Genomic DNA, 21,793 nt, shown 5'->3' on the forward strand with positions numbered 1-21,793 from the left:
TATCACTAACTCCTCGGAGTCAGGCTAACCGTCCCTGGATAGGAGAACCTACCCATTTAGGTTAAACGAATCGCACATCGGACATGATATTATATCAAATCCGGTGGCATCGGAATTGATATTACCTACAGTCAGGAGACGACGCCGTGCGGTTTCCCTACAATTAATCGGGCTATGGTTAGATATCTTATTGAGGAAGATTGATTATGTTGGGGTAGGGAAACGGCAATGCCGTGTCCTCATTTGCCCTATTGTCGATGGTTATATCCGATCGCACTCTGAGGGCAATTTTATCCCATAGTCTCTTTCAATCCCTGGTGAGATAAACTTCCTATCAGCAACAGGCAAGATGCCTGTTCCACAAAGAGTAAACCGGGACTTATTATAAATATCAGAATAACCAGCAATCAAAATAACCAGCGGGCGGCGAATCGTCATGAAAAATTTGAGCTTTGTCTAAACTAGGTACAGCCTCCACCAATTCTCTACCTACTTTTACCTCAAGCGCCCTGTCTGTTAATGGAAAGGAAAATTGATGGCTATCTTGCAAATATTTTGCCTTAGCAACAATCTCATCTTTCTCCAAAATCTGGCTGTTGCTACCAATCAAAATGCTATTACTTTCCTGGCAAACACAGACGCACACCTGAGAAAACACACTTTGAAAAGTCGTGATTTTTTCGGCATAAAACTGATCTCTGTGCAGCAGATTTGCTACCACAACTCCCTCGCTTGACAAGTGTTTTTCGCAGATTTGATAAAATTCTTTGGTGGATAGGCGGTGCGGAAAGTAGCCGTTGCCAAAAGCTACGTCGATCATGATGATATCGTACTGAGTATCTGATTTTTGCTGCTCTAAATACTCTCTGCCGTCTTGAATTGTTACAGTTAGCCGATCGTCCAATTTTACCCCAAAACACTGTGTAGCTGCTTCGATCGCGATCGGGTCTACATCCGCACATTCTATAACAGTGTCCGGCAAATAGTGGTGCAAAACTAAGGGAATTCTGCCGCCGCCAAATCCAGCCATATAGATTCTTTGAGGTTGGTTTTGCCACACTAAACCCAACATCATCGCCTGAGTATATTCAGACACTAGATGTAAAGGATTGTTGAAATCGAAAATAGATTGCAGTAAATCTGTGTGCTGATTTACTTTTTCTACTAAAGATAGCTTAATGTGCGATCGATCTTTGGTGACTGCAACATAGTGAACACCAGACTCTTTGCAAAAAATAACTTTGTCTGGCTGCTGTTGCAGCCAAGCCAGCCGCTGTCGAATAGCGGATAAATTAATAGATTGCCAAGTTTTGTGTTCCTCAATCATCTAATTTTAAATTTTATTTTAATTCGATATTCTCTAGGAATATAGCCTCATAAACCCGGTTGGTACGCAAATAGCGGAGTAGCCGAAACTCTGCGAATAAACCGGGTTTCCAGTGAAGGCTGGCGCAAGTCAGTCGATTTTAGATTTTAGATTTTAGATTTTAGATTTACCCCACAGATAAATCTGGGATCTTGAACTAGGGTCTAAAATTTTTCTCTTTCCACAACTTAAGTCGGTGGCTTGTATCCGTTTTTGGGCTGGGTCATGTTCTCATTTTGCAGCAGGGCAAAAAACGAGAATACAACAGAAATTCACCCGATTACAGCCGCTTGTACGCCACCAATTCCAAACCTGAAATCGAAAGTTCCACTTTTTCCCAATCTTGCTTGTCACCTTCCAACTTTTCAAAGGCTGCTGAGGTAAGCAAAATCTCTCCGCGTTCCGCCAAATCCTCTCCCAGCTTGGATGCCAGATTAAATTCCGCTCCGTACATATCTTCTCCTTCCAGCATCAAAACATCACCACAGCCAATACCAATGCAGAGGTAAATATCCATCTCCGGCGGCAGTGTCGTGTTGACAGCCGCCGTTTGTTTCAAAGAGTCGATCGCAGCTTCCACCGCTGATTTTACATCGGCAAAAACTGCAAAAATATTGTCTGCTTCCTCCTTAACTACAGTGCCACCGTATTCGGAAATTATCGGTTTGACAATTCCGTGCATCCGGTGAATCATTGCCAAAAAATGAATAATTCCGTATCGGACTGTCGTGCGCGAAAACCCCGACATATCCATTACTAAAATGGCGTAATTTTTGCGGAAAGATTCATTAATTTTTGCATCAATTTCCGCCATTCTTTCGGGATGCTCGTTTCTTTCTTGCAGCAACTTTTCCAAGTTAGCGCGGTTATTTGTTTTCATTTTAGTTTAATTAAATTCCCAATCGCGACACTGTTCTTGAGGGCGGCCAGCAGGATGCACCGCACAATTGATGCCGTCCTTGCCGTAATAATAATCGCACACTTTGCAAGGTTTAGTTTGCTCTAATTTTTTCATCAAGATAGCCCGGATTGTCTGGACTCGGTTGCGATACTTGTTTGCATTCGGGTGGCTCGGTTCAATTGTCAAAGCTTGCTCGAAAGCTGCTAAGCTGGAATCGTACAATTTAATAATTTGGGCGCTGTATTTTGTCCAAGCATCGGCATGGCTTTGATACAGTTCGACTGTACTTAAATTTAAAATTCCGTATTCTGTCCAAGCGTCGGCAGAAGCTCGATCGAACTTAATAGTGGCATTGAGCAAAACTTTTTTGATCGTTGCCAAAAGTTCCCTCGGCTGCCAAGGTTTGCTAACATAAGCCTCGGCGCGATCGCCCTGGAACCTCGCAAATAAAGCTAACTGCTGTCCCTTGCCTGTTAAAAAAACAACTGGTAGATTCCGAGTTTCGGGATTAGCTTTAATTAAACGACAAACCCCGTAGCCGTCTAGACGGGGCATTATGACATCTAATAATACTAAATCAGGGCAATTTTTTTCAATTTTATCCAGCGCTTCCACACCGTCAGATGCCTGAATTACATTCAATCCGCTGCATCTCAACTGATGTGAAATGCACTCGCGCTGGCTGCGGGAATCTTCCACCACTAAAACTGTACTCATCACTCCCCACCTGGTTTTTGAGGTAAACTTGTTCGCTGCTTCGAGTAACCCTTGCTGAAATCAGTTTACCCACATTGGAAGAGTTTGTTATCACTGGCAAGCTAAATTTACTAAAATTGCAACAAATCTTAAACTGGGGAGCCAAGGTGATACTTATCCGAAAATGCTGGTTGCTAATACCCGGAAAATTATTCGATATTTGGGCGACAAATATTGGGCTTTTAAGCCTTAATAACGGCAAATCGTACTGATATCGGACGAAAACCTTGTTGAATTGCAACAGATAATCGGCTACTGTATACGTTGAAGTTCTTAAGGACGACAAATGAATCGATTGCTCCTCACTTTACTTGTAAGTCCGACGCTGTTTGGATCTCTGATGTCTTTGAGCGCGATCGCAAATCCCGCTCAAATTAGCGAAATACCAAGCCAATCGGCTGATTCGCCCCAATGCGTGCGTTCGCCCCACACTCAGCGTCTGACTTGCGTGCGGCTTCCTGGCAAGTCTGCTGCTGTGGCTTCTAAGCCGAGAATTACTTGGCAGCGCCCGGGTGAAGAACGGGTGGCGATGCTGGATTTTTCGGAAGAAGAAAGCGATGCGGCGGCGGCGCTGTTTGGCTGCGACTGCCAGGCGTGTATCAACTCGCTGCGGCAGTTGCGCGGTTTGCCGCCTCTGGATCTGACTTGAGGCCGATCGATCTTATCTGTTGCATCATTGTCAATTAACCTTTTATGAACAGGCAAGATGCCTGTTCCACAAGAAAATTTATCTTTTGTGGAACAGGCATCTTGCCTGTTGCTGACAATGGTGCGCGCTTTTGAGTGCCTTTAGCTTTCTCACTTTTAGAGAAATTATAGTCAATTTGTTCCATCATTTATAGAGATTTTTTATCTCTATAAATCGGGTCTCTACTTTTTAGCTAGAACTTGTTTAAGTTGAGCAGTTGCTTGCTCAATTTTTTCGATACTACCTGGGTTGACCAATCCGTAGTAGTCAAAAACGTAAACTCGATTATTTTTGGTGGCTGTTAGTTGGTTCCAAAATGAATCAGATTTAAATTGGTCTAAAATTCCTTCTCCGCGATCGACTATAATGATTACTTCGGGATTAGCCTCTAAAACCTTTTCCGCTGAAAGCGTTACGTAGCCTCGCATGGGGCTATCTCCTTGCAATTGGGCTGCGACATTTTTCACGTTAAACTTACCCAGCAAATCTCCAGCCCAACTGCTTTGATTCGGCGATAAAATCGGTTGTCTGCTTACTAAAACTAAAGTAGCGGGGCTTTGATTTGGGATGTCTGCTAAAAATGTTTGGTAGCGTTTTAACAGAGGTTCGGGATTGGTATTGAGCGATTTAGCTAAAGTTGTTGTTAACTCTTCTAGGGAGTTCCAGCTATCAACTTGAGTGAGTAAAGTGTTTATTCCTAGCTGCTGCAATTTTTGCATTGTTTGGTCATGAAACCCCGACGCACCTACCACCAAATCCGGTTTCAATGCGATGATTTTTTCCAAATTGGGAGGGGTGCGTTCGGCAGTGACTGCGGTAATCCCTGTAAATTTGGGGTTGCTGCTGACTAATTTGCTGCCGGGAATTCCTACAAGTTTGGTTGGGTCGAGTTGATGGATAATATCGGCGGTTAAAGGTGTTAAAGCTACAACTTTTTGTGCTGCTTCGCTGTTAGTGGTTTGTGGTTGATTAGCTGGCGAACCAGCAGGATTTGATTGCTGAATTTGGGGTGAAGTGGCGGCGGAGCAGGCGGTAAATGCTAAACTCAGCAACAGGATAGCGGTACGATAAAAAAAAGTTTTGTACATAGTTTAGGCGGGAGTTACAGCGAGTTTAGACCAGGTTGAGACAGAATTGACGGGAAGTTCGATCGCACGAGTAAAATGATTGTTGACTGTTGACTGTTGACTGTTGACTGTTGACTGTTGACTGTTGACTGTTTGGACATTTGAACAATACCGATGCAACCGGAAACGATCAGACGGGAAGTTCGATCGCAATTGAGTGCTTAATGATTTAAATATCAATAGTTTACGGGATATTTGCAGTCCTGGACGCACTGCGACCAAAGAAACCGGGTTTTTACCTTGGGTGCGGGCTGCAACGAGGTATTTTCGTCAAGATTAGGAATCGATCCCCCCTAGCCCCCCTTAATAAGGGGGGAACAAGATTATTCTTAAAGTCAACCCCTACTCCCCTTCTTAAGGGGGATTTAGGGGGATCGAAACTAAGTGTGAAGAGTGGGAGCGATCGCACAAATCTGCAAGCCTACAGAAGTTTCTAAAATGATAGCTTCTACGCCAAAAATCTGAGCTAAATTATCAGGAGTTAAAACTTCGGCCGGAGTTCCTACACAAAAAAGCTCCCCTTTATTTAACATAGCAATCCGCGAACTGTACCTAGCAGCTAAATTAATTTCATGCAGCACCGTAATAATCGTCAATTTTTGTTTTTGATTAAGTTGATTCAGCAGTTCTAACAATTGCAACTGATAGCAAATATCTAAATAAGTAGTAGGTTCATCTAATAACAATACTTGCGGATTTTGAGCCAAAGCTAAGGCGAGGAAAGCGCGCTGGCGTTCGCCTCCTGAGAGTTGTTCGACAGGGCGATCGCGAAATTGCTCAATCCCAGTTTGACTGATAGCAACCTCCACCTTTTCTGCATCTTCCTTGCTCAATTCCCACTGCCACCAACCCTGATGAGGAGAACGCCCCAAACTAACTAATTGCCGTACCGTCAAACCTTCGGGTACTGTTTGCTGCTGCGGCAAAATCGCTAATTTTTGAGCGACAACAGCAGCAGATTGAGTATGAATTGCTTTGCCATCAAGCAACACACTTCCTTGCTGCGGAGTTAGGATGCGGCTAACTAACTTCAAGAAAGTAGACTTACCAGAACCGTTGGCACCGATGAGACTCAACCACTCACCAGGTTGTAAAGCTAAAGTGATGTTGTGGGCGATCGCAACTTCGCCGTAACCCCCAGTTAAATTTTGAATTTCTAAAGACATTATATTTTGGTAATGGGTAATTGGGCATGGGGCATGGGGCATGGGGCATTGGGCATTGGTTACTAATAACTAATGACTGATGACTAATAACTAATGACTAATGACTACTGACTAGAACGCCGATAAAGCAGCCAGACAAACAGCGGAGAACCCAACAAAGCCGTAACCGTACCCACAGGCAATTCTACGGCACCCAAACGAGCCAAAAAATCAGCAAAAGTCAACACCCAAGCACCGCCGATCGCACTCAGCGGCAACACAAACCGATAATCATTACCAACCAACAAACGCACCCCGTGAGGCACAACCAATCCCACAAAACCAATCAATCCCCCGATGCTGACAGCACTCGCAGCTAGCAAAGTAGCAACACCCCCAATCAACAAGCGCGATCGCACCAGCGAAACCCCCAAACCAACAGCTAAATCGTCGCCCAAAGCCAGCAAATTTATCGATCGACCCAAAAAACATCCTAACAGCAAAGCAGTTAAAATATAAGGTGCAGCCACCTGCAAATCAGACCAACCGCGACCGTTCAAACTGCCGATCAACCAATTCAAAGCAGCTTGCAAACGGCTGTCTTCAGCTAACAGCAGCAGTGTAGTTTGTATTGCCCCAAACAGAGAACTCACAGCCACACCAGCTAAAACCAAACGTTCCACAGAAATCCCCGTTTTAGTTTTTCCCAAAAAGTAGACCAGCATCGAAGTGAAAATAGCACCTATCCAAGCCGCCAAAGGCACCCAAGTTTGAAATATTCCCAAAGTCAGCATGGTAATCGCAACCAACCCCGCACCAGCAGAAATTCCTAATACAAAAGGATCTGCTAAACCATTGCGGAGCAAACCTTGCAGCAAAGCCCCCGACATTCCTAAAGCCGCACCAACTGTCAGCGCCGCCGCAACTCTGGGCAAACGCAATTCCCACAAAATAGTTTGATTGACAGCATCACCTCGGTGCAGAAATGCTTGCCACAATTGATCTGAACTCATCGGCACCGCACCAAAAGAAAGCGAAAGGGCGATGGTTAATAGCAAACCCAATCCTAAAAAGACAACTGCCGGAAAAATGCGATGTTGTAGCCAGAGTTTTTGCAGAGTCACTACATTACACCACAATCTTCATTAACAGCACGAAATACCATATTTCCTCCGTTTTTAACGCTCGAACTCGTTAACTACAATAACAATAACCAATTCACCTGAAGACGGCTTCAGTGGGAGCAGATGAGCAGGCGATCGCACCCGCCGCCAAAATTAAATGTATAATATTAACGAAGTAAACTGCTACGAGTGAATCATGTCCGCAAACACCGCGCTACCCGCAGCCCTAGCTAAAATCGTCCAGCGCTTTCAGCGACATTCCGATCCGAAACAGCGCTACGAACAACTGCTGTGGTATGCCAAGCGACTTCCAGCATTTCCCGAAAGCGACAAACTGCCGGAAAACAAAGTTTCTGGCTGCGCGTCGCAAGTTTATGTTACTGCAAATTTGGCAGACGGAAAAGTTTTGTATCAAGGCGATTCAGACGCTCAGTTAGTCAAAGGATTAGTTGGCTTGCTGGTGGAAGGTTTGAGCGGATTAACGCCTGCTGAAATTGTCACCATTACCCCAGATTTTATTCAAGACACGGGATTGAATGTGAGTCTGACACCTTCCCGCGCTAACGGATTTTACAACATCTTTCAAATGATGAAAAATAAAGCACTTGCTTGTGAATTGAGCAAGCAAGCCGAAGGAAATTAAAAGAATAAACAGCCATGACTCAAACTACAAATTTAACAAAATCAGGTTCTGGCAACTATCCCGTCGCAGTTCAACAATATCTCTGGAATTGGCAAGAAACGCAAATCAAAGTTATTTACGAAACCAGAGGACAGGGAAATCCTGTATTGCTGCTGCCTGCTTTCAGTACGGTTTCGACGCGAGAAGAAATGCGTCCTTTAGCAGAATTATTAGCTCCCCAATTTCAAGTTGTGAGCTTAGATTGGCCGGGATTTGGCGAATCTGAGCGGCCGCGAACCGACTATCAACCGCAATTATACCATCAATTTCTCAAGGATTTTGTTGAGTCAATTTTTAAGAGTCCTGTGGCTGTAGTTGCAGCCGGTCACGCGGCGGGTTATGTGATGCAATTAGCCCAATCACAGCCCAATGTTTGGTCAAAGATTGTCTTAGCTGCGCCGACTTGGCGCGGGCCTTTGCCGACGATGAGCAAACAGCAAAGCGGGTGGCACGGAATGGTGAGAGAATTAGTACGATCGCCCTTACTGGGACAATTCCTATACAAACTCAACACTGCGCCGTCATTTCTCAGTTTGATGTACCGCCGCCACGTCTATGTTGATCCAGCTAAAGTCACGCCGGATTTCATCCAAAGCAAATGGCAAGTGACGCAAAAACCCGGTGCTCGATACGGTTCCGCGGCCTTTGTGACTGGTGGTTTAGATACGGCAAAAGTGCGATCGGAATTTACAGATAAATTTCAACAGTTAGCAGTGCCGGTGATGGTTGTAATTGCTGAAAATGCGCCGCCCAAATCAAAGGCTGAAATGGAAGCACTAACGGAATTACCGGGTGTTGAATCGCGAGTTATTCCTGGTTCTTTGGGTATGCACGAAGAGAATGCAGAAGCTTTGGCAAATGCGATTCAATCTTTTATTTGGGAGGATTAAGAGGGGATGAACCGCAGAGGGCGCAGAGAACGCAGAGGGGAGAAGGGAAGAGGGGAGGAATGCAAGCTGTTTTTTTTACGTTAGTTTGGATGGTTTGCTATTGGTTTTGTCTGCCAGTTTATGCTGTCGGAGATTCGCCGATAATCAATTTGCCACAGAGTACGATTGAAGGTGCGATCGACTTTCACATTCATTCTTCTCCTGATGTGATTCCCCGCAGATTAGACGATTTTGAAGTAGCGAAATTAGCTGCTAGGGCGAAGATGAAAGCTGTTGTCTTGAAAAATCATTATGCCAGCACAGCAGCGCGGGCAGTTTTGGCTAATAAAATAGTACCAGAAATCGAAGTTTTCGGAGGAGTTGTTCTCAATCATTCGGTAGGCGGAATTAATCCCGACGCTGTAGACGCAATGCACCGCATCGGTGGCAAATACGGTAAAGTAGTGTGGCTACCAACGGTTGATGCTGAGCATCACTTGCAGGTTTTTCACAAGCCGGGAATTGGGATTAAAGTTGCGGAAAATGGCAAGGTTTTACCGGAAACAGCAGCGGTGTTGAAGATTGTAGCCAAAGAGAATTTGGTATTGGAAACCGGTCATATTTCCTCAGAAGAAGTGATGGCAGTTGTCGGTGAAGCCAACCTGCTCAACATTAAAAACATCCTGATTACCCACGCAATGGCGGATGTACCCGGTTTATCCCTAGAAAATATGCAAACAGCCGCCGCAGCCGGAGCTTTCTTAGAACTCGCATTTGTGAACGATTTGATGGGAGAAAATGCCGCCGATGACGGACACAAAAACTGGCATCAAGTTTCAATTAAGAAGATGGCAGAAGCGATTAAACTAATAGGAGCAGAGCATTTTCTGATGAGCACGGATTTAGGAAGGAAACCCGATCCTTTACCTGCAGAAGGCTACAAGTTATTTGTGGAAAAATTGATGGGCGAAGGCATTTCTCAGCGCGAAATTGATTTAATGATGAAACACAATCCAGCTCGATTGTTAGGCATTTAGAATTGGTAATTGGTAATTGGGTATTGGGAATCGGGGATTGGGAATCGCTAATTTGGAATTCTCTTCCCTCTTCCTTCTTCCTCCTTCCCTCTTCCTTCTGCCTTCTGCCTTCTGCCTTCTGCCTTCTGCCTTCTTCCCTCTTCCTGACATCCGTTACATCCGTTACATAATCCGTTGCCGAACTTCCTTCTTCTATTCTTGATTGCCTTTGCCGCGCAGGTATCCGTTATCTGCAATGCGCCAAGCACCCCCAGCATTGCCCGTTAAATCGCAATCTTCCACGGTAGCAATGCCATCTGTGTAAACGGCGATCGCCTCACCTTCATTACCATTAATCCGACACCGGCGCACGATCAATTTTCCTCCCAATCCGACACCTATTCCCAAACTGCCGTTGTCAAAAATACTGCAATCTTCCACCGTTGCTTTCCCATTATCGGATATAAAAATTCCGTTCCATACCCCATCATGAATTTGACTGCGGCGGAGGATAGAATTTGCGTCGGGGCCGCAAATTCCCACCACAGAATAGTCCGCAGAAGTAATATCGCTGTCTTCTACGATCAACTCGCCTTTGCGAATATCTACAGTGTAATATTTCCCAGTGGCGCTCAGGGTTAAACCGCGCACTAAAGCACTGTCAGTTGCCATTTTAATGCAGTTTGAGTTGATACTTTCAACCACAATGCGATCGACCTCTCCGCTGCCGATAATTTCTACCGATTTGTCGATAATTAGACTTTCACGGTAAACGCCTGGATGCACGTCAATGCGCGTGCCCGGTGCTGCATTTTTCAGCGCTTCGCTAATAGTAGTATAATCGCCTTGACCCTGCTGAGAAACAACAAATCCTTGACTCTTCCCAACTTTGGTATCTGAAGTAGATGCTTTAATCTTCCCTGACTTCGACTCAAAATGCTCAGATTGTCGATCGCCCGCTTCGGAAAGTTGCGATGTTAGCTGCAAGCGTTCTTGATAAACTGTCTCTAGCTGATGTTCTAACTCGCATACTTGAGATAGAAGTTGAGCTTGATTCTGCTTTGCTGTCTCGATTTGACTTTGAGTTTCCGAGAGTTGAGAATAAAGGTGCGATCGTTCTCTGTTAGCAGTTTCTAGCTGAGATTCCAATTCAGAGCGACTTTGACGCACACTTTCTAACTGACTTTCTAAGTCGGATACTTGAGATAGAAGTTGATTTTGATTTTGATTAGCTGTCTCGATTTGACTTTGCAATTGGGAGATTTGAGAAGTTAGCTGAGATTCCAATTCAGTGCGACTTTGACGCACACTTTCTAACTGACTTTCTAAGTCGGATACTTGAGATAGAAGTTGATTTTGATTCTGATTGGCTGTCTCGATTTGACTTTGCAATTGGGAGAGTTGAGAAGTTAGCTGAGATTCCAATTCAGAGCGACTTTGACGCACACTTTCTAGCTGAGCTTCTAAGTCGGATACTTGAGATTGAAGTTGATTTTGATTCTGGTTGGCTGTCTCGGTTTGACTTTGCAATTGGGAGATTTGAGAAGTTAGCTGAGATTCCAATTCAGTGCGACTTTGACGCACATCTCCTAACTGATTTTCTAACTCAAAGATTTGAGATTGAAGTTGATTTTGATTCTGGTTTGCTGTCTCGGTTTGACTTTGGAATTCCGAGAGTTGAGAATAAAGTTGCGAGCGTTCGGTGTTAGCTGTTTCTAGCTGAACTTCTAATTCAGAGCGAGTTTGACGCAGGCTATTTAGCTGATTTTCTAAGTCCGATACTTGAGATTGAAGTTGAGTTTGATTCTGATTTGCCGTCTCGATTTGACTTTGGGATTCCGAGATTTGAGAAGTGAGCTGAGATTCCAATTCAGCGCGACTTTGACGCACACTTTCTAACTGTTGTTCTAACTCGGAGATTTGAGATTGAAGTTGATTTTGATTCTGGTTTGCTGTCTCGGTTTGACTTTGCAATTGGGAAATTTGAGAAGTGAGTTGAGCTTCCAATTCAGAGCGATTTTGACGCACAGTTTCTAACTGGTGTTCTAACTCGGAGATTTGAGATTGAAGTTGAGTTTGATTCTGGTTTGCTGTCTCGGTTTGACTTTGAATTTCCGAGAGTTGAGAATAAAGTTGCGATCGTTCTGTGTTAGCAGTTTCTAGCTGAACTTCTAATTCAGAGCGAGTTTGACGCACACTTTCTAACTGGTGTTCTAACTCCGAAATTTGAGATTGAAGTTGAGTTGGGATCTGGTTGGCTGTCTCGATTTGACTTTGCAATTCCGACAGTTGAGAATAAAGGTGCGAGCGTTCTGTGTTAGCAGTTTCTAATTCAGCTTGCAGTTCTGATAACTGAGACTGGAGTTGCGAGCTATCTCCCTCCTTGCGATGTATCTGAGACTCCAATTCTGACAACTCAGACAGCAGTCTTTCTCGCTCTAGAGCAACCATTTCGGATTGAATTTGTAGTTCATGAACTTGAGAGTTTAACTGCATCTTCTCCAGATTAGCTGCTTCTAACTGTCTTTGCAGTTCTAATAATTCAAATGGAGGTTGCTGTGCTTGTTGGCTAGCGGTTTGCAATTGAGAGTTGAGTATTTCGCGTTCTTGCTCTGCACTCTCCAATTGAGCTTGTATATCTGACAATTCCGAAGTAAATTGCGATCGCTCTGCTTCGACTAATTGCAGTTGAGCTTGCAAACCCGACAGTTGAGACTGAAGTTGCTGCCGCTCTTCAATGGAGCGATCGAACTTTATTTGAATTTCCGACAACTGGTACTGTACCTGCAATCTGCTTTGAGTAGCCGTTTCCAACTGACTCTCAAATTCCGACAGCAAAGCGTGAAATTGAGAACGTTCTGCATCAACCGCCTCTAACTCTGCTTGCATTTCCAGCAATTGAGCGTTAAGTTGCGATCGCTCCTGATCCGCAACTTCTAACTGATCTTTAAGTTCGGCCACTTCTCCTAACTGCGACTCAGCTTGTTGAGCATTTTCTAGTTGAAACTGCAAATCCGCAATCAGAGCATCAATTTGCGATCGATCCTGGGCAATTCCTGCCAAAAATTCTTCCATTTCCGACACTTGATTTTTTAACACTTCTTGCTCGCGAGTCACAGTTTCCCACCGACTTTGCAACTGAGACAATTCAGAATTTAGCTGATTTTCATTCTGCACCTTTTGTCGCAATTCCGAAGTTCTGGCATCCAACTGAGCAGCCAAATTCGATATAGCCTCCTGCGAACCCTGCATCCGCACCAAATTGCGTGAATTTCGCTTATTCAAAATTAGCCAGCAGACTAATGCCCCGCCTCCAAATCCTATGAATAAAAGTAATGCTTGCATTTGTTTTATCTAATTAATATCAATTGAGTTATTTTGAGGCCGACCCAAAAATGGACATCTACCAATCGCTATCTTATATCGTTTCCGGTTGCATCGGAATAATAAAATCGAGTCAACAGTTAACACTCAAGCATTCAGTTTTACGACTGCGAGTCAACTGTCAACTGTCAACTGTCAACTGTCAACTGTCAACTGTCATGAGGAGTGCCACCGGAATTGATATTACTCAAAACTATCACAACTTGCCAGCCTGTGTTCACTTGGATCGATAATTTATATTTCTTTACAAATCCCTTTTGGTTACAGGTAAGGTGCAGCGCACCCTGCAAGTCCGATTAATGAAGCAAATCCACAATATGAGGAATAATTTCGATATGCTGAGTCAACAAATAATCCAACCTATCCGCCAGTAAACTAAAAATTAAATCGTTATAGCTCATCCCGTATTCCGCCAAACCTAAAGCTACCAAACTCGTCACATTTTCCCCTGGATGTTTCAGATCCGGTTTCGGATTTGCTTCCAAAACATAAAGTGAGCCATCAGCATCACTTCGGACATCGATCCGCACCAAACTGTTCAAACTAAACTCCCAATAAATTTTTCGAGCTAACTCAATTAAGTTTTGTTTTAGTTCTGGTTCCTCACCGCCCATCAACCGTCCTCTATCTGCCGTAATCGCCTTTTGATCCATAGAAGTAAAGATACGTTCGTCAGGCTCCAACACGCGCTCTATCGTGGAAAAAGCAAAAGGCTTTGTATTTTTTGAGAAACCGCCTTTAGCATATTTAACATAGCCACAAACCGCTACACAAAATTCTCGTCCCGGCAAATACTTTTCAATTAAAGCAGTATTGTGAGTGGAGCGGTGAACTTCCGAAACCGCCTGAGACAAACCCTCAATTTTGTCTACAAAATGAACGTGCAGCGAAGCGCGACCGGATACGGGTTTAACAACAAACGGCCCTTGATAGTCACCAAAAGCAATGGCAAAACGCTGATGCAAATTAGGGTGCAATATTCCTTGAGAAGGATGCCAAGTCATAAACGGAGCGGTTTTAATTCCGACTGATTGCAGTTCCCGTTTAAAAGCGTGTTTGTTATCTAAAATTGAACTATTTAGAGGATTGTGACCGACATAAGGCATTCCCAACATTTCCAACAATGCGGGAGTGTGACAAACAGGATTGTAGCCCTGGACTCCGCCAGTATTCAGCCACACTAAATGGATATTTTTTTGTTTTAGTTGTCCCGGCAAATTCATGTCATCAGGCATGACAAAGACTTGCTGAAAGCCAATTTCTGCTAAGGCTTGAGCAATCTCGCGGGCGACTACTTCGTAACTTTTCCAAGAGCGGGGATTGTGAGTTTTGTAAATCACTGAGCCGGGGCGATCGCAGTCGCCGCCGAACACCACAGCAATCCGCAATTTAGCAAACAGCACCTCCAAATATTGAGGCAGCAAACTAAAGTCATACTGCCAGCGATTCATGCCAATTGATGTTGCAATCATTAAGCTTTTTTTCCTTTGTGTTTCATTTTTGAGCTAACGAACCGCTGGATTTTCCCAAATATATTCCAGCCAAAACCACAGAAAAAGCAAACCAATTAAACAAGCTCAAACTTTCCGAAAACAGCACCCAAGCCATAATAGCGGTAATTACGGGTTCTAGCAGCAGGAAAAAAGCTACAAATTCCGATGACAAACGACCGAGACTGTGGATAAGTAGTCCCTGACCGAAAGCTTGGCAAATCACGGCCAAAGCAATTACAGTCAGCCATCCCTGCCAAGAATAAGGGAAAACTCGATCGCCCGCAAGCAGAACCAGTGGCAAAACCAAGATACTGCCCATAAAACAGCGCCACATCAATATAGTTGTCGCCGGAAACTTGGTTCGCAAATGTTCTGAAATTAGCAGATTTCCTGCATAAAACATCGCCGATAAAAGAGCAGCCATGTCGCCGGCAAGATTGTCTCCCGCAGTTTGCAAATCGTCGATTCCGATCGCAATTGCGCCGGACAAAGCCACCGCCAGTCCCACCAAAAACCTGTTGTCAAAGCGTCGCCCCAACAGCAGCCATCCCCCCAAAGTAGTAAATAAAGGAGTTAAGTTTCGCAGTACAGTAGAATTAGCGACATTAGTCTGACTCAGTGACCAGGCCCAGAAACCCACAGAAGCAGAAGAAACAACGCCTACGGCTATTAACAGCATCACATCCTGCAGAGTGTAGTTCGATCGCTCTTCTACTTCCGCCCCAGACATTCGGCGGCGCGCAACACCCGCACCATTCCACACTCCAAATACCACAGTTGCTATCCACAAACGGTTGAAAACAGTAGCATTAGGGCTGATTTCCCGTTCGCTCAACCTAATAAAAATCGCAGCCAGCGACACCGCTAGCAGCGCCGCCGACAGCGATGCGATCGCCCAAATTTTGCCTTGACTGTCAGCTAATTCACCGTTTTTTAAACTGTCTGGCTTTCCCGAAACAAGAGTTTTGTCTTCAGTTCTTAAGGCAGAGTTTAACTCGGTTTTTTCCAAAATATTGCGCTGAAGTTCAATATTTGGCTCTGGCAATTCCAGTTTTTTTGACATTATTAAAAGTTCCAATGAAGGCAAAACAGAGAAAGCAGAAGGTATAATTTATAATTATACTAATTATCAAAAGTCATGCAACAGTATCTGTAGGGTGCGTCGCCATCAAAAATATTAAATAATATCCACAATCTTTGAGCGACGCACCTTACAAACAGTCTTTCAGTAAACAAACCCACACTCATCATTGTTGCAAGACGAGGCGAGAATTGATAGTTAACAACAGCTTAGGTTGAAGGTTTAACAGAAAGCCTTGTCAAAGCCTCCTTTAGCGCCGGCGGCAATTGCCGGATAATCTTGTTCTTGTCACGATCGACACCAACCAAAGTTACCTGTGCTGTCACATATAACTCCTGAGTATCAGCCGATCGAATTTCGTAATCCCAAAGCAGTCGCACACCCTCGCTAGCAGCCATCCGCGTTCTGACTGCCACAGATTGACCCATTTGTACAGCCCGGTGGTAGCGCAGCGAAAGTTCCACCACGGGCAATTCCAAACCCTGCGCCACCCAGTCTGCATACTCGATGCCAAGAGATCGCAAACTTTCCACCCTAGCTTCCTCCATCCAAGCCAGATAAGTCCCGTGCCAAACCACACCGCTGTAGTCAGTATGATGAGGGTACACTCGCACCAAATATTCAAACCAGCCCTCAGAGTCTATCCCGCGCCGATTTTGAATAGCACCAGCCGGTGCGAGTTCTGGTTGAGTTCGATCGTTCTCTAACACTTTACAAATCGTTCCAAAACGCTACATTTCTACAAATCATAAGACAAACTTCAGGCTTATGCTTGACAGTAAGAAACTAGAGTACCAACGCCCTAGTTTAACGTCGCACAAGAAAACTCAACTGTTTTTACCGCCAAAACCATGATAGAAAAAATTTTAGTAGCCGTAGCCGGTCGCGGCTTGTGCGAAGAGATGTTTAATATGTTGATGGACATCCCTTCCTTGCAACAAACATCTGTCACCGTCTTGCACGTCGTGCCACCGCAAGTAACCTCCGATGGCATGGCCGAGAAATTGGAAGAAGGAGGAAAGATTTTAGCACAAGCAGTCCAGTCTTTGAAAATAGATCCCAGCAGAGTTAATCCTCGGCTCAAACAGGGAGATCCCAAAACAACAGTTTGCCAAGTCGCAGAAGAAGAACAATCCGACTTAGTAATCATGGGTTCGCGGGGACTCGGACGGCTGCAATCGATTTTGGAAAACTCAGTCAGCCAGTACGTTTTTCAGCTAACATCCCGACCGATGTTGTTAGTAAAAGACGACATCTACGTCAAAAAAATCAAGCGCGTCATGGTGGCGGTAGACAAATCAGAAGCTGCCAAACAGTCATTGCAGCTTGCGCTATCTTTGGTCAAAGAAGTCAGTGGCGGAGAGATAATTTTAGTACACGTCACCAAAGATTTGACGGGAAAAGCCAGCGAAGATTTAACAGCAAGTGCTGAAAAAGACCCCGTATTGGCCCCAGCAGTAGCACTAACCAAACAAATGGGAGTTAGCTACCGCTGCGTGAGTGCTACAGGCAAGCCAGGGGAAGAAATTTGTCGGATTGCAGACGACTTGAATGCCGACTTGTTGGTAATCGGTTCCCCGGATCGGCGACCCAACGTTGCCAAAAACTTTGTGGATATCGATCGACTCCTAGGAAATTCGCTATCAGACTACGTGCGAGTTTATGCCAACTGTCCCGTCTTGCTAGCCCGCACAGTCGGCTAGAATCTCATCGTTAAGAGTTAGCAGCTAACACTCAACATTTAACAAAAAAAGCGCCTCAGCAAAAAGCTGTTGGCGCTTTTTTTTGCAAGCAGCAAAGCCAGAGAGAAATAGCAGCAGTTGCTAATCTTTTCTACCTTGACGGCTAGCTGTTTGAATGTACAGAATGATTAGAAAAACACTGGGAACCAATACAAAAAGAATGGTTGCCACAAACCCTAAATCGTTAACTTCCATGAAGACGCTCGCCTCTATCGGAAAATAGAAAAACACACACAACTAGGATATCACTCAAAGGCAAAAGGCAAACTCGAAGACAGAAGAAGAGCTGACGGACAAGCGTCGAAACCCGCTTTCTGCCTGGATGCCTCGTTGCCCAATCTCTTATTTTTCCTAGAAACCAACTTTCTTTTCCTAGGCGAGCAAAAGGCGTGATTATACAGTGAAATAGGAAAAAAAAACAAAATTATTGCATTCTGCATTTTTCTTTCCTTCTGCATCTCTAGCATCTCTAGCCTTCTGCCTTCTGAAAGTCACGGTTTAGTCTTCACGCTCACCTGGCCATTGACCATAGCTTGACAAGCCAACCGATAGTTTTCGGGCTTTTTCTTGAGCTTGCGGTTCTCAAAGTCAGTGCGGGGCGACAGATTTTCACTGCCCTCGACAATTTCCACAATGCAGGTGCCGCATTGACCAATGCCCCCGCAATTCATGAGCTTTCCCGAAAACGTGTACAAATCGATGCGGTTTTCTAGAGCTTTGAGCCTCAAATTGGCCCCGTCTGCTGCGATGACTTCCTGATTTTCCTTCACAAACTTGATATTGGCCATTGCCGATTCCTTAACGCAGTTGACATCGAACTCTATTACAAAATATTAACTAATGTGTCGGACGTTTAATACCCCGATGTCTAATTGCCTTTGTGATTAAAGATCCTGAAGCGTAGCTCTCCCGTAGGGAATCGCCCCAACTCAATCTCAAGGAGCATCCGAGAGGTTATTAGTCGGAAGATTGCTCACAGCCCGCTGGAGAGACGAAAGCCCCAGGTTGTAGGTGACAATTGCCGACAATCGGTTTCTCTCAGCCCTAGTCAAATCAGTTTCCGCCTGAATCACATCCGTCTGAGTACCCACGCCAGCTTGAAACCGCAGTCTCGCCAGACGCAGAGCTTCCCTTGACTGCAAAACCCCCGCCTCTGAAGTTTCGATATTCTCAAAACTCGACTCTAAGCCAAAATAAGCTTGTTCTACTTCCCGGCGCACCTGGTTGCGGAGTTGGTCAAATCGACTTTCGGCGATCGCAATATCAGCATCCCGCTGTCTCACCCTCGCGTTCGCCGCGCCCCCATCGAAGATACTCCAAGTCAGACTCGCCCGGATCGAATACCCATCGGCCCACCCACGAGTAGCAAACGGGTTGGGGTCGTCAGGGTCTTGTCCCAGCACGTTGTAACTACCCCCAACACTCAGTTGAGGCAAACGCCCCGCCTGAATCGATCGCCTCTGCTGCTTGCTGATATCCCTCTGCACCAACTGCTGTTCCAACTCTGGGCGATTCTTAAAAGCCTGCACAATACTCTCTTCCAAAGACAGCCTCCAAGAGCCCGCTTGCTCTACCGGATCTGCCGCCGTCAAGTTCGCCGACTGGCTGACATTCAAAATCTCAGCCAGACGCCGCTGGGCAACTCGCTGATCGCGGCGGGCCAGTGACAGTTGTTGCTGTTCGTTAGCCAAATTTGCCTGAGCCTGCAACACAGCAAACCGGGTTCCGACCCCTGCCCGTTCCAGGGCTTCGGCATCCCGCAAACTTTGCTCGGCATTTCTGACCGAAGCTTGGCGGATGGCAACTTGTCCGTCCGCGTTTTGCAAGGTGTAGTAAGCCTCAGCAGTGTCGAAGCGCAGTTCCTCGGCTTGGCGTTCCACATCCAATTCCCGAAGGCGCAACTGTTCCTCTGCCGCGCGGATGTTAGCCCGCCGCCTTCCGAACAAATCGATGTCATAGTTCAACTGCAAAGTGCTGTTGAGACTGTTGCTGCCTAAATTTTCCCGGGCTTGCTCGGCGGGCTGCCCGGTTCCGTTAGCCCGAGAGTTGTTGAAGCGCTGCTGAGCCCGGACTCCGAGTTCTCCGCCGGCAGTCACAGACCGGCTGGCGTCCATTTGAAAATTCAGGTCTGGATAAAGAGCAGCTTGCTGTTCGCGCAAAGCGGATCTGCTTTGTTCCACTTCCTGTCCGGCGATTTGCAAAACTTGGCTGTTGCGGCGCGCGAGGTCGATCGCCTGCTGCAAGGTAATTGGCTCAGTTTGCTCGATCCTGACATCCTCCGGGTTTGTCGGAAACAGCAGCGGATTCGGGTTGGGTTCCAGGGAAGCCGGAGGCTTGGTGTCTAAAATGCCCCTCGGAGGGAGAGGGGGGAAACTTTCGTTCGGAGTGCCCCGGAGAATTGGTACCGGGGAACTCGGCACAGGAACATTGTTGGGAGGGTTCGGGGAAGGCTGCTGAGTCTGTGTCGGTTCCAACCCTCTTAGAGGCGTTGAACCGGCCTGAGACAGAGTTGATGGGGAAGCCGGAGCAGCCTGTTGAGGCTTTGATGCTTGCTCGGGCCCGGTTGGGGGGTTAAGGGCGATCGACTGTTCGGCGTGTGATGCTGATTCTGCTGCTGTGTTCGAGGTCGATCGAATATTCGGCCCTAATTCGACGAGCTGATTGCTAGGGGCCAAACTGTCCTGAGATTGAGCCGGAGACTGTGCTGAAGCACTCTGTGCGGCGTTGCTGAAAGTAATTGCAGCGCCCACTCCGACTCCGATGATTTGACGAAAAACACGCATAATTTTTTAATTACTCTGCAATCCTAGAGACAATTTTAGAGCAAGATTGAGGTCTCAAGTTTCTAGTCTGTAGCCTGAACTCGACGGTTACAAGTCACAATTACCATACTCATCTTAACTTTTGAATGTTCGATTCAAAATTTAGAATTTAACTTCCGCAGTTGCCAGACCGATCGCCGCCGAGATTAGTTCCTCTACTCCGCTCACCGGCAAAATCCGGGTTTTCAGCGAGCTGGCGAGCTGTTCGAGGGTCATGTCGTCGAGAAAACGCGGTTCCCCCTGTTTTAGCATCACCGACGGCAGCAGGATACCATCTCCCAAGTCTCGCCCCTGCAAAGCTTCGAGTAAATCTTGCCCCGTCAGCAAACCCGTGACAGTGATAGTTTGTCCCCAGTAGCGGCTGCACAGTGCTGCCATGTTGACGGACAAGCCGGGAATTTGGTTTAGTTGTTGTACGATCGGCTCAAAAGCTTTTTCGACAGCATTCCCCACCACCCAAACTAACTTGCGATCTGGCTCGACTTGCATCGGTTGCAGCTTCTCAAAAGCCGTTTCAAACTGCTGGATAAACTGGCGGATAGAACCCACACCATTACCAATTTGGGGATAATCTTCGTAATCAGCAGCCGACGGCAAATCTAAACCCGCGATTAAAAACCACTCGTCAGCCAGCCAAATACAGCGCGATTTTGAATTCTGCTTTTTCGCCTTTTGACCACCTTTTCCTTTACTCAAAAGCACTTGAATTTTCTGCACTTGCTCGATTACTTCTCGCGCTTTTTCCGCAGTTACTGCGATCAGTTCATCTTCGGCAGGACGAAAGCGAGTTAAACCCACCGGCACTACAGCCACGGATGCTACAGCGGGAATACTTCCAGTATGAAACTTTGCCAAATCTAACAAAGTGCGTTCTAAATGTTCGCCATCATTAATACCGGGACAAACAACTACTTGAGCGTGAATTTGCAAGCGGCGTTCTTGAAACCATTTGATTTGTTCGAGAATCTTCCCAGCGCGGAGATTTTTTAACAACCGAATTCGCACTTCCGGTTCCGTAGCGTGAACGGAAACATAGAGAGGAGAAAGCCGCATTTGTTCGATTCTGTCCCACTCTTTTTGAGACAAATTTGTGAGAGTGAGATAGCTACCATACAGAAAGCTGAGGCGGTAGTCATCATCTTTGAGATAGAGAGTTTCCCGCTTTCCCGGTGGTTGTTGGTCTATAAAGCAAAAAGGACAGCGATTGTTGCACTGAATTAGTCCGTCAAAAAGAGCTGTTTCAAATTCCACTCCCAAGTCTTCATCATACTCTTTTTCTATTTCTAATTTGTGAGTTTTGCCTTTAGTGTCTAATACTTCTAATTCTAGAAATTCATCGGCGCACAGGAATTGATAGTCAATCAAGTCGCGGGGTTTTTGACCGTTGACGGCGACGATTGAGTCTCCTGGTTCAAATCCCATTTCGGCGCAGATGCTGTCAGGGATAACTTTGGTGATTAGGGCGGGCCGGATTGATAAGTCGCTCATGATTATTAGTTATTTGTTATTTGTTATTTGTTAGCGGAGAATGTTTACAGTTTAACTTGTCTAGGCTGACAGAAGCGATCGCCCGATCGCTTCTGCCAGTCTAGGCGAG

General features: G+C 45.6%; 22 protein-coding genes. 5 read left to right on the forward strand and 17 right to left on the reverse strand.

Annotated features, from left to right (window positions below):
• Positions 1–391 precede the first annotated feature (391 nt).
• From QUB04_RS20180 to QUB04_RS20190, 3 genes are all read right to left on the reverse strand, one after another.
• Entirely contained in the window at positions 392–1,327 is a 936-nt protein-coding gene (locus QUB04_RS20180; protein WP_333287042.1) for a fused MFS/spermidine synthase, read from the reverse strand.
• Positions 1,328–1,646: 319 nt separating this feature from the next.
• Entirely contained in the window at positions 1,647–2,246 is a 600-nt protein-coding gene (locus QUB04_RS20185; protein WP_333287045.1) for an adenylate/guanylate cyclase domain-containing protein, read from the reverse strand.
• A gap of 6 nt (positions 2,247–2,252) precedes the next feature.
• Positions 2,253–2,984, reverse strand: coding sequence for a response regulator (locus QUB04_RS20190; protein WP_333287047.1), 732 nt, complete (start codon positions 2,982–2,984; stop codon positions 2,253–2,255).
• A gap of 325 nt (positions 2,985–3,309) precedes the next feature.
• Between QUB04_RS20190 and QUB04_RS20195 the strand changes: the two genes are divergently transcribed.
• Positions 3,310–3,672 carry a hypothetical protein gene (locus QUB04_RS20195; RefSeq protein WP_333287049.1) on the forward strand — a complete coding sequence of 121 codons (363 nt, stop codon included), beginning with the start codon at positions 3,310–3,312 and terminating at the stop codon, positions 3,670–3,672.
• A gap of 34 nt (positions 3,673–3,706) precedes the next feature.
• Here the strand turns inward: QUB04_RS20195 and QUB04_RS20200 are convergent, their stop codons facing one another.
• From QUB04_RS20200 to QUB04_RS20220, 5 genes are all read right to left on the reverse strand, one after another.
• The gene (locus QUB04_RS20200; protein ID WP_333287051.1) at positions 3,707–3,859 is read right to left on the reverse strand and encodes a hypothetical protein; all 153 of its coding nucleotides are present in this window, start codon (positions 3,857–3,859) and stop codon (positions 3,707–3,709) included.
• Positions 3,860–3,893: 34 nt separating this feature from the next.
• A complete protein-coding gene (locus tag QUB04_RS20205) occupies positions 3,894–4,799 on the reverse strand; it encodes an ABC transporter substrate-binding protein (protein WP_333287053.1) in 906 nt (301 codons plus the stop codon).
• A gap of 14 nt (positions 4,800–4,813) precedes the next feature.
• Positions 4,814–4,939 (reverse strand): hypothetical protein, encoded by a 126-nt coding sequence (locus tag QUB04_RS20210; RefSeq protein ID WP_333287055.1) that lies wholly within the window; start codon positions 4,937–4,939, stop codon positions 4,814–4,816.
• A gap of 279 nt (positions 4,940–5,218) precedes the next feature.
• Entirely contained in the window at positions 5,219–6,004 is a 786-nt protein-coding gene (locus QUB04_RS20215) for an ABC transporter ATP-binding protein (RefSeq protein ID WP_333287057.1), read from the reverse strand.
• 104 nt (positions 6,005–6,108) lie between these two features.
• Positions 6,109–7,107 carry an iron ABC transporter permease gene (locus QUB04_RS20220; RefSeq protein ID WP_333287059.1) on the reverse strand — a complete coding sequence of 333 codons (999 nt, stop codon included), beginning with the start codon at positions 7,105–7,107 and terminating at the stop codon, positions 6,109–6,111.
• Between the two features lie 196 nt (positions 7,108–7,303).
• Between QUB04_RS20220 and QUB04_RS20225 the strand changes: the two genes are divergently transcribed.
• Genes QUB04_RS20225 through QUB04_RS20235 form a run of 3 tightly spaced genes read left to right on the forward strand, consistent with a single transcriptional unit; the run spans position 7,304 to position 9,695 of the window.
• Positions 7,304–7,750 carry a SufE family protein gene (locus QUB04_RS20225; RefSeq protein WP_333287061.1) on the forward strand — a complete coding sequence of 149 codons (447 nt, stop codon included), beginning with the start codon at positions 7,304–7,306 and terminating at the stop codon, positions 7,748–7,750.
• Positions 7,751–7,764: 14 nt separating this feature from the next.
• Positions 7,765–8,679: an alpha/beta hydrolase gene (locus QUB04_RS20230; protein ID WP_333287063.1), complete on the forward strand. Its 915-nt coding sequence runs from the start codon at positions 7,765–7,767 to the stop codon at positions 8,677–8,679.
• Positions 8,680–8,738: 59 nt separating this feature from the next.
• Positions 8,739–9,695, forward strand: coding sequence for a DUF6282 family protein (locus QUB04_RS20235; RefSeq protein WP_333287065.1), 957 nt, complete (start codon positions 8,739–8,741; stop codon positions 9,693–9,695).
• Here the strand turns inward: QUB04_RS20235 and QUB04_RS20240 are convergent.
• From QUB04_RS20240 to QUB04_RS20260, 5 genes are all read right to left on the reverse strand, one after another.
• Positions 9,684–9,845: a hypothetical protein gene (locus QUB04_RS20240; protein WP_333287067.1), complete on the reverse strand. Its 162-nt coding sequence runs from the start codon at positions 9,843–9,845 to the stop codon at positions 9,684–9,686. The genes QUB04_RS20235 and QUB04_RS20240 overlap by 12 nt on opposite strands.
• 42 nt (positions 9,846–9,887) lie before the next feature.
• A complete protein-coding gene (locus QUB04_RS20245) occupies positions 9,888–13,019 on the reverse strand; it encodes a right-handed parallel beta-helix repeat-containing protein (protein WP_333287069.1) in 3,132 nt (1,043 codons plus the stop codon).
• A gap of 335 nt (positions 13,020–13,354) precedes the next feature.
• A complete protein-coding gene (locus QUB04_RS20250; RefSeq protein WP_333287071.1) occupies positions 13,355–14,530 on the reverse strand; it encodes an ATP-grasp domain-containing protein in 1,176 nt (391 codons plus the stop codon).
• Positions 14,531–14,552: 22 nt separating this feature from the next.
• Positions 14,553–15,614: a DMT family transporter gene (locus QUB04_RS20255; protein WP_333287073.1), complete on the reverse strand. Its 1,062-nt coding sequence runs from the start codon at positions 15,612–15,614 to the stop codon at positions 14,553–14,555.
• Between the two features lie 227 nt (positions 15,615–15,841).
• Entirely contained in the window at positions 15,842–16,342 is a 501-nt protein-coding gene (locus QUB04_RS20260) for a thioesterase family protein (RefSeq protein ID WP_333287075.1), read from the reverse strand.
• Positions 16,343–16,483: 141 nt separating this feature from the next.
• Between QUB04_RS20260 and QUB04_RS20265 the strand changes: the two genes are divergently transcribed.
• Positions 16,484–17,335 (forward strand): universal stress protein, encoded by an 852-nt coding sequence (locus tag QUB04_RS20265; protein ID WP_333287077.1) that lies wholly within the window; start codon positions 16,484–16,486, stop codon positions 17,333–17,335.
• 120 nt (positions 17,336–17,455) lie between these two features.
• Here QUB04_RS20265 and psbM read toward each other — a convergent pair whose 3' ends face one another.
• From psbM to QUB04_RS20285, 4 genes are all read right to left on the reverse strand, one after another.
• Positions 17,456–17,569, reverse strand: coding sequence for a photosystem II reaction center protein PsbM (gene psbM, locus QUB04_RS20270; protein WP_015177760.1), 114 nt, complete (start codon positions 17,567–17,569; stop codon positions 17,456–17,458).
• Positions 17,570–17,865: 296 nt separating this feature from the next.
• Positions 17,866–18,162 carry a 2Fe-2S iron-sulfur cluster-binding protein gene (locus QUB04_RS20275; RefSeq protein WP_006631487.1) on the reverse strand — a complete coding sequence of 99 codons (297 nt, stop codon included), beginning with the start codon at positions 18,160–18,162 and terminating at the stop codon, positions 17,866–17,868.
• A 147-nt stretch (positions 18,163–18,309) separates the two neighbouring features.
• A complete protein-coding gene (locus QUB04_RS20280) occupies positions 18,310–20,157 on the reverse strand; it encodes a TolC family protein (protein ID WP_333287079.1) in 1,848 nt (615 codons plus the stop codon).
• Positions 20,158–20,298: 141 nt separating this feature from the next.
• Positions 20,299–21,684, reverse strand: coding sequence for a TIGR03279 family radical SAM protein (locus tag QUB04_RS20285; protein WP_333287081.1), 1,386 nt, complete (start codon positions 21,682–21,684; stop codon positions 20,299–20,301).
• Positions 21,685–21,793 lie beyond the last annotated feature (109 nt).

The sequence above is a fragment of the Microcoleus sp. D2_18a_B4 genome (assembly GCF_036702475.1).
Classification (GTDB): domain Bacteria; phylum Cyanobacteriota; class Cyanobacteriia; order Cyanobacteriales; family Microcoleaceae; genus Microcoleus.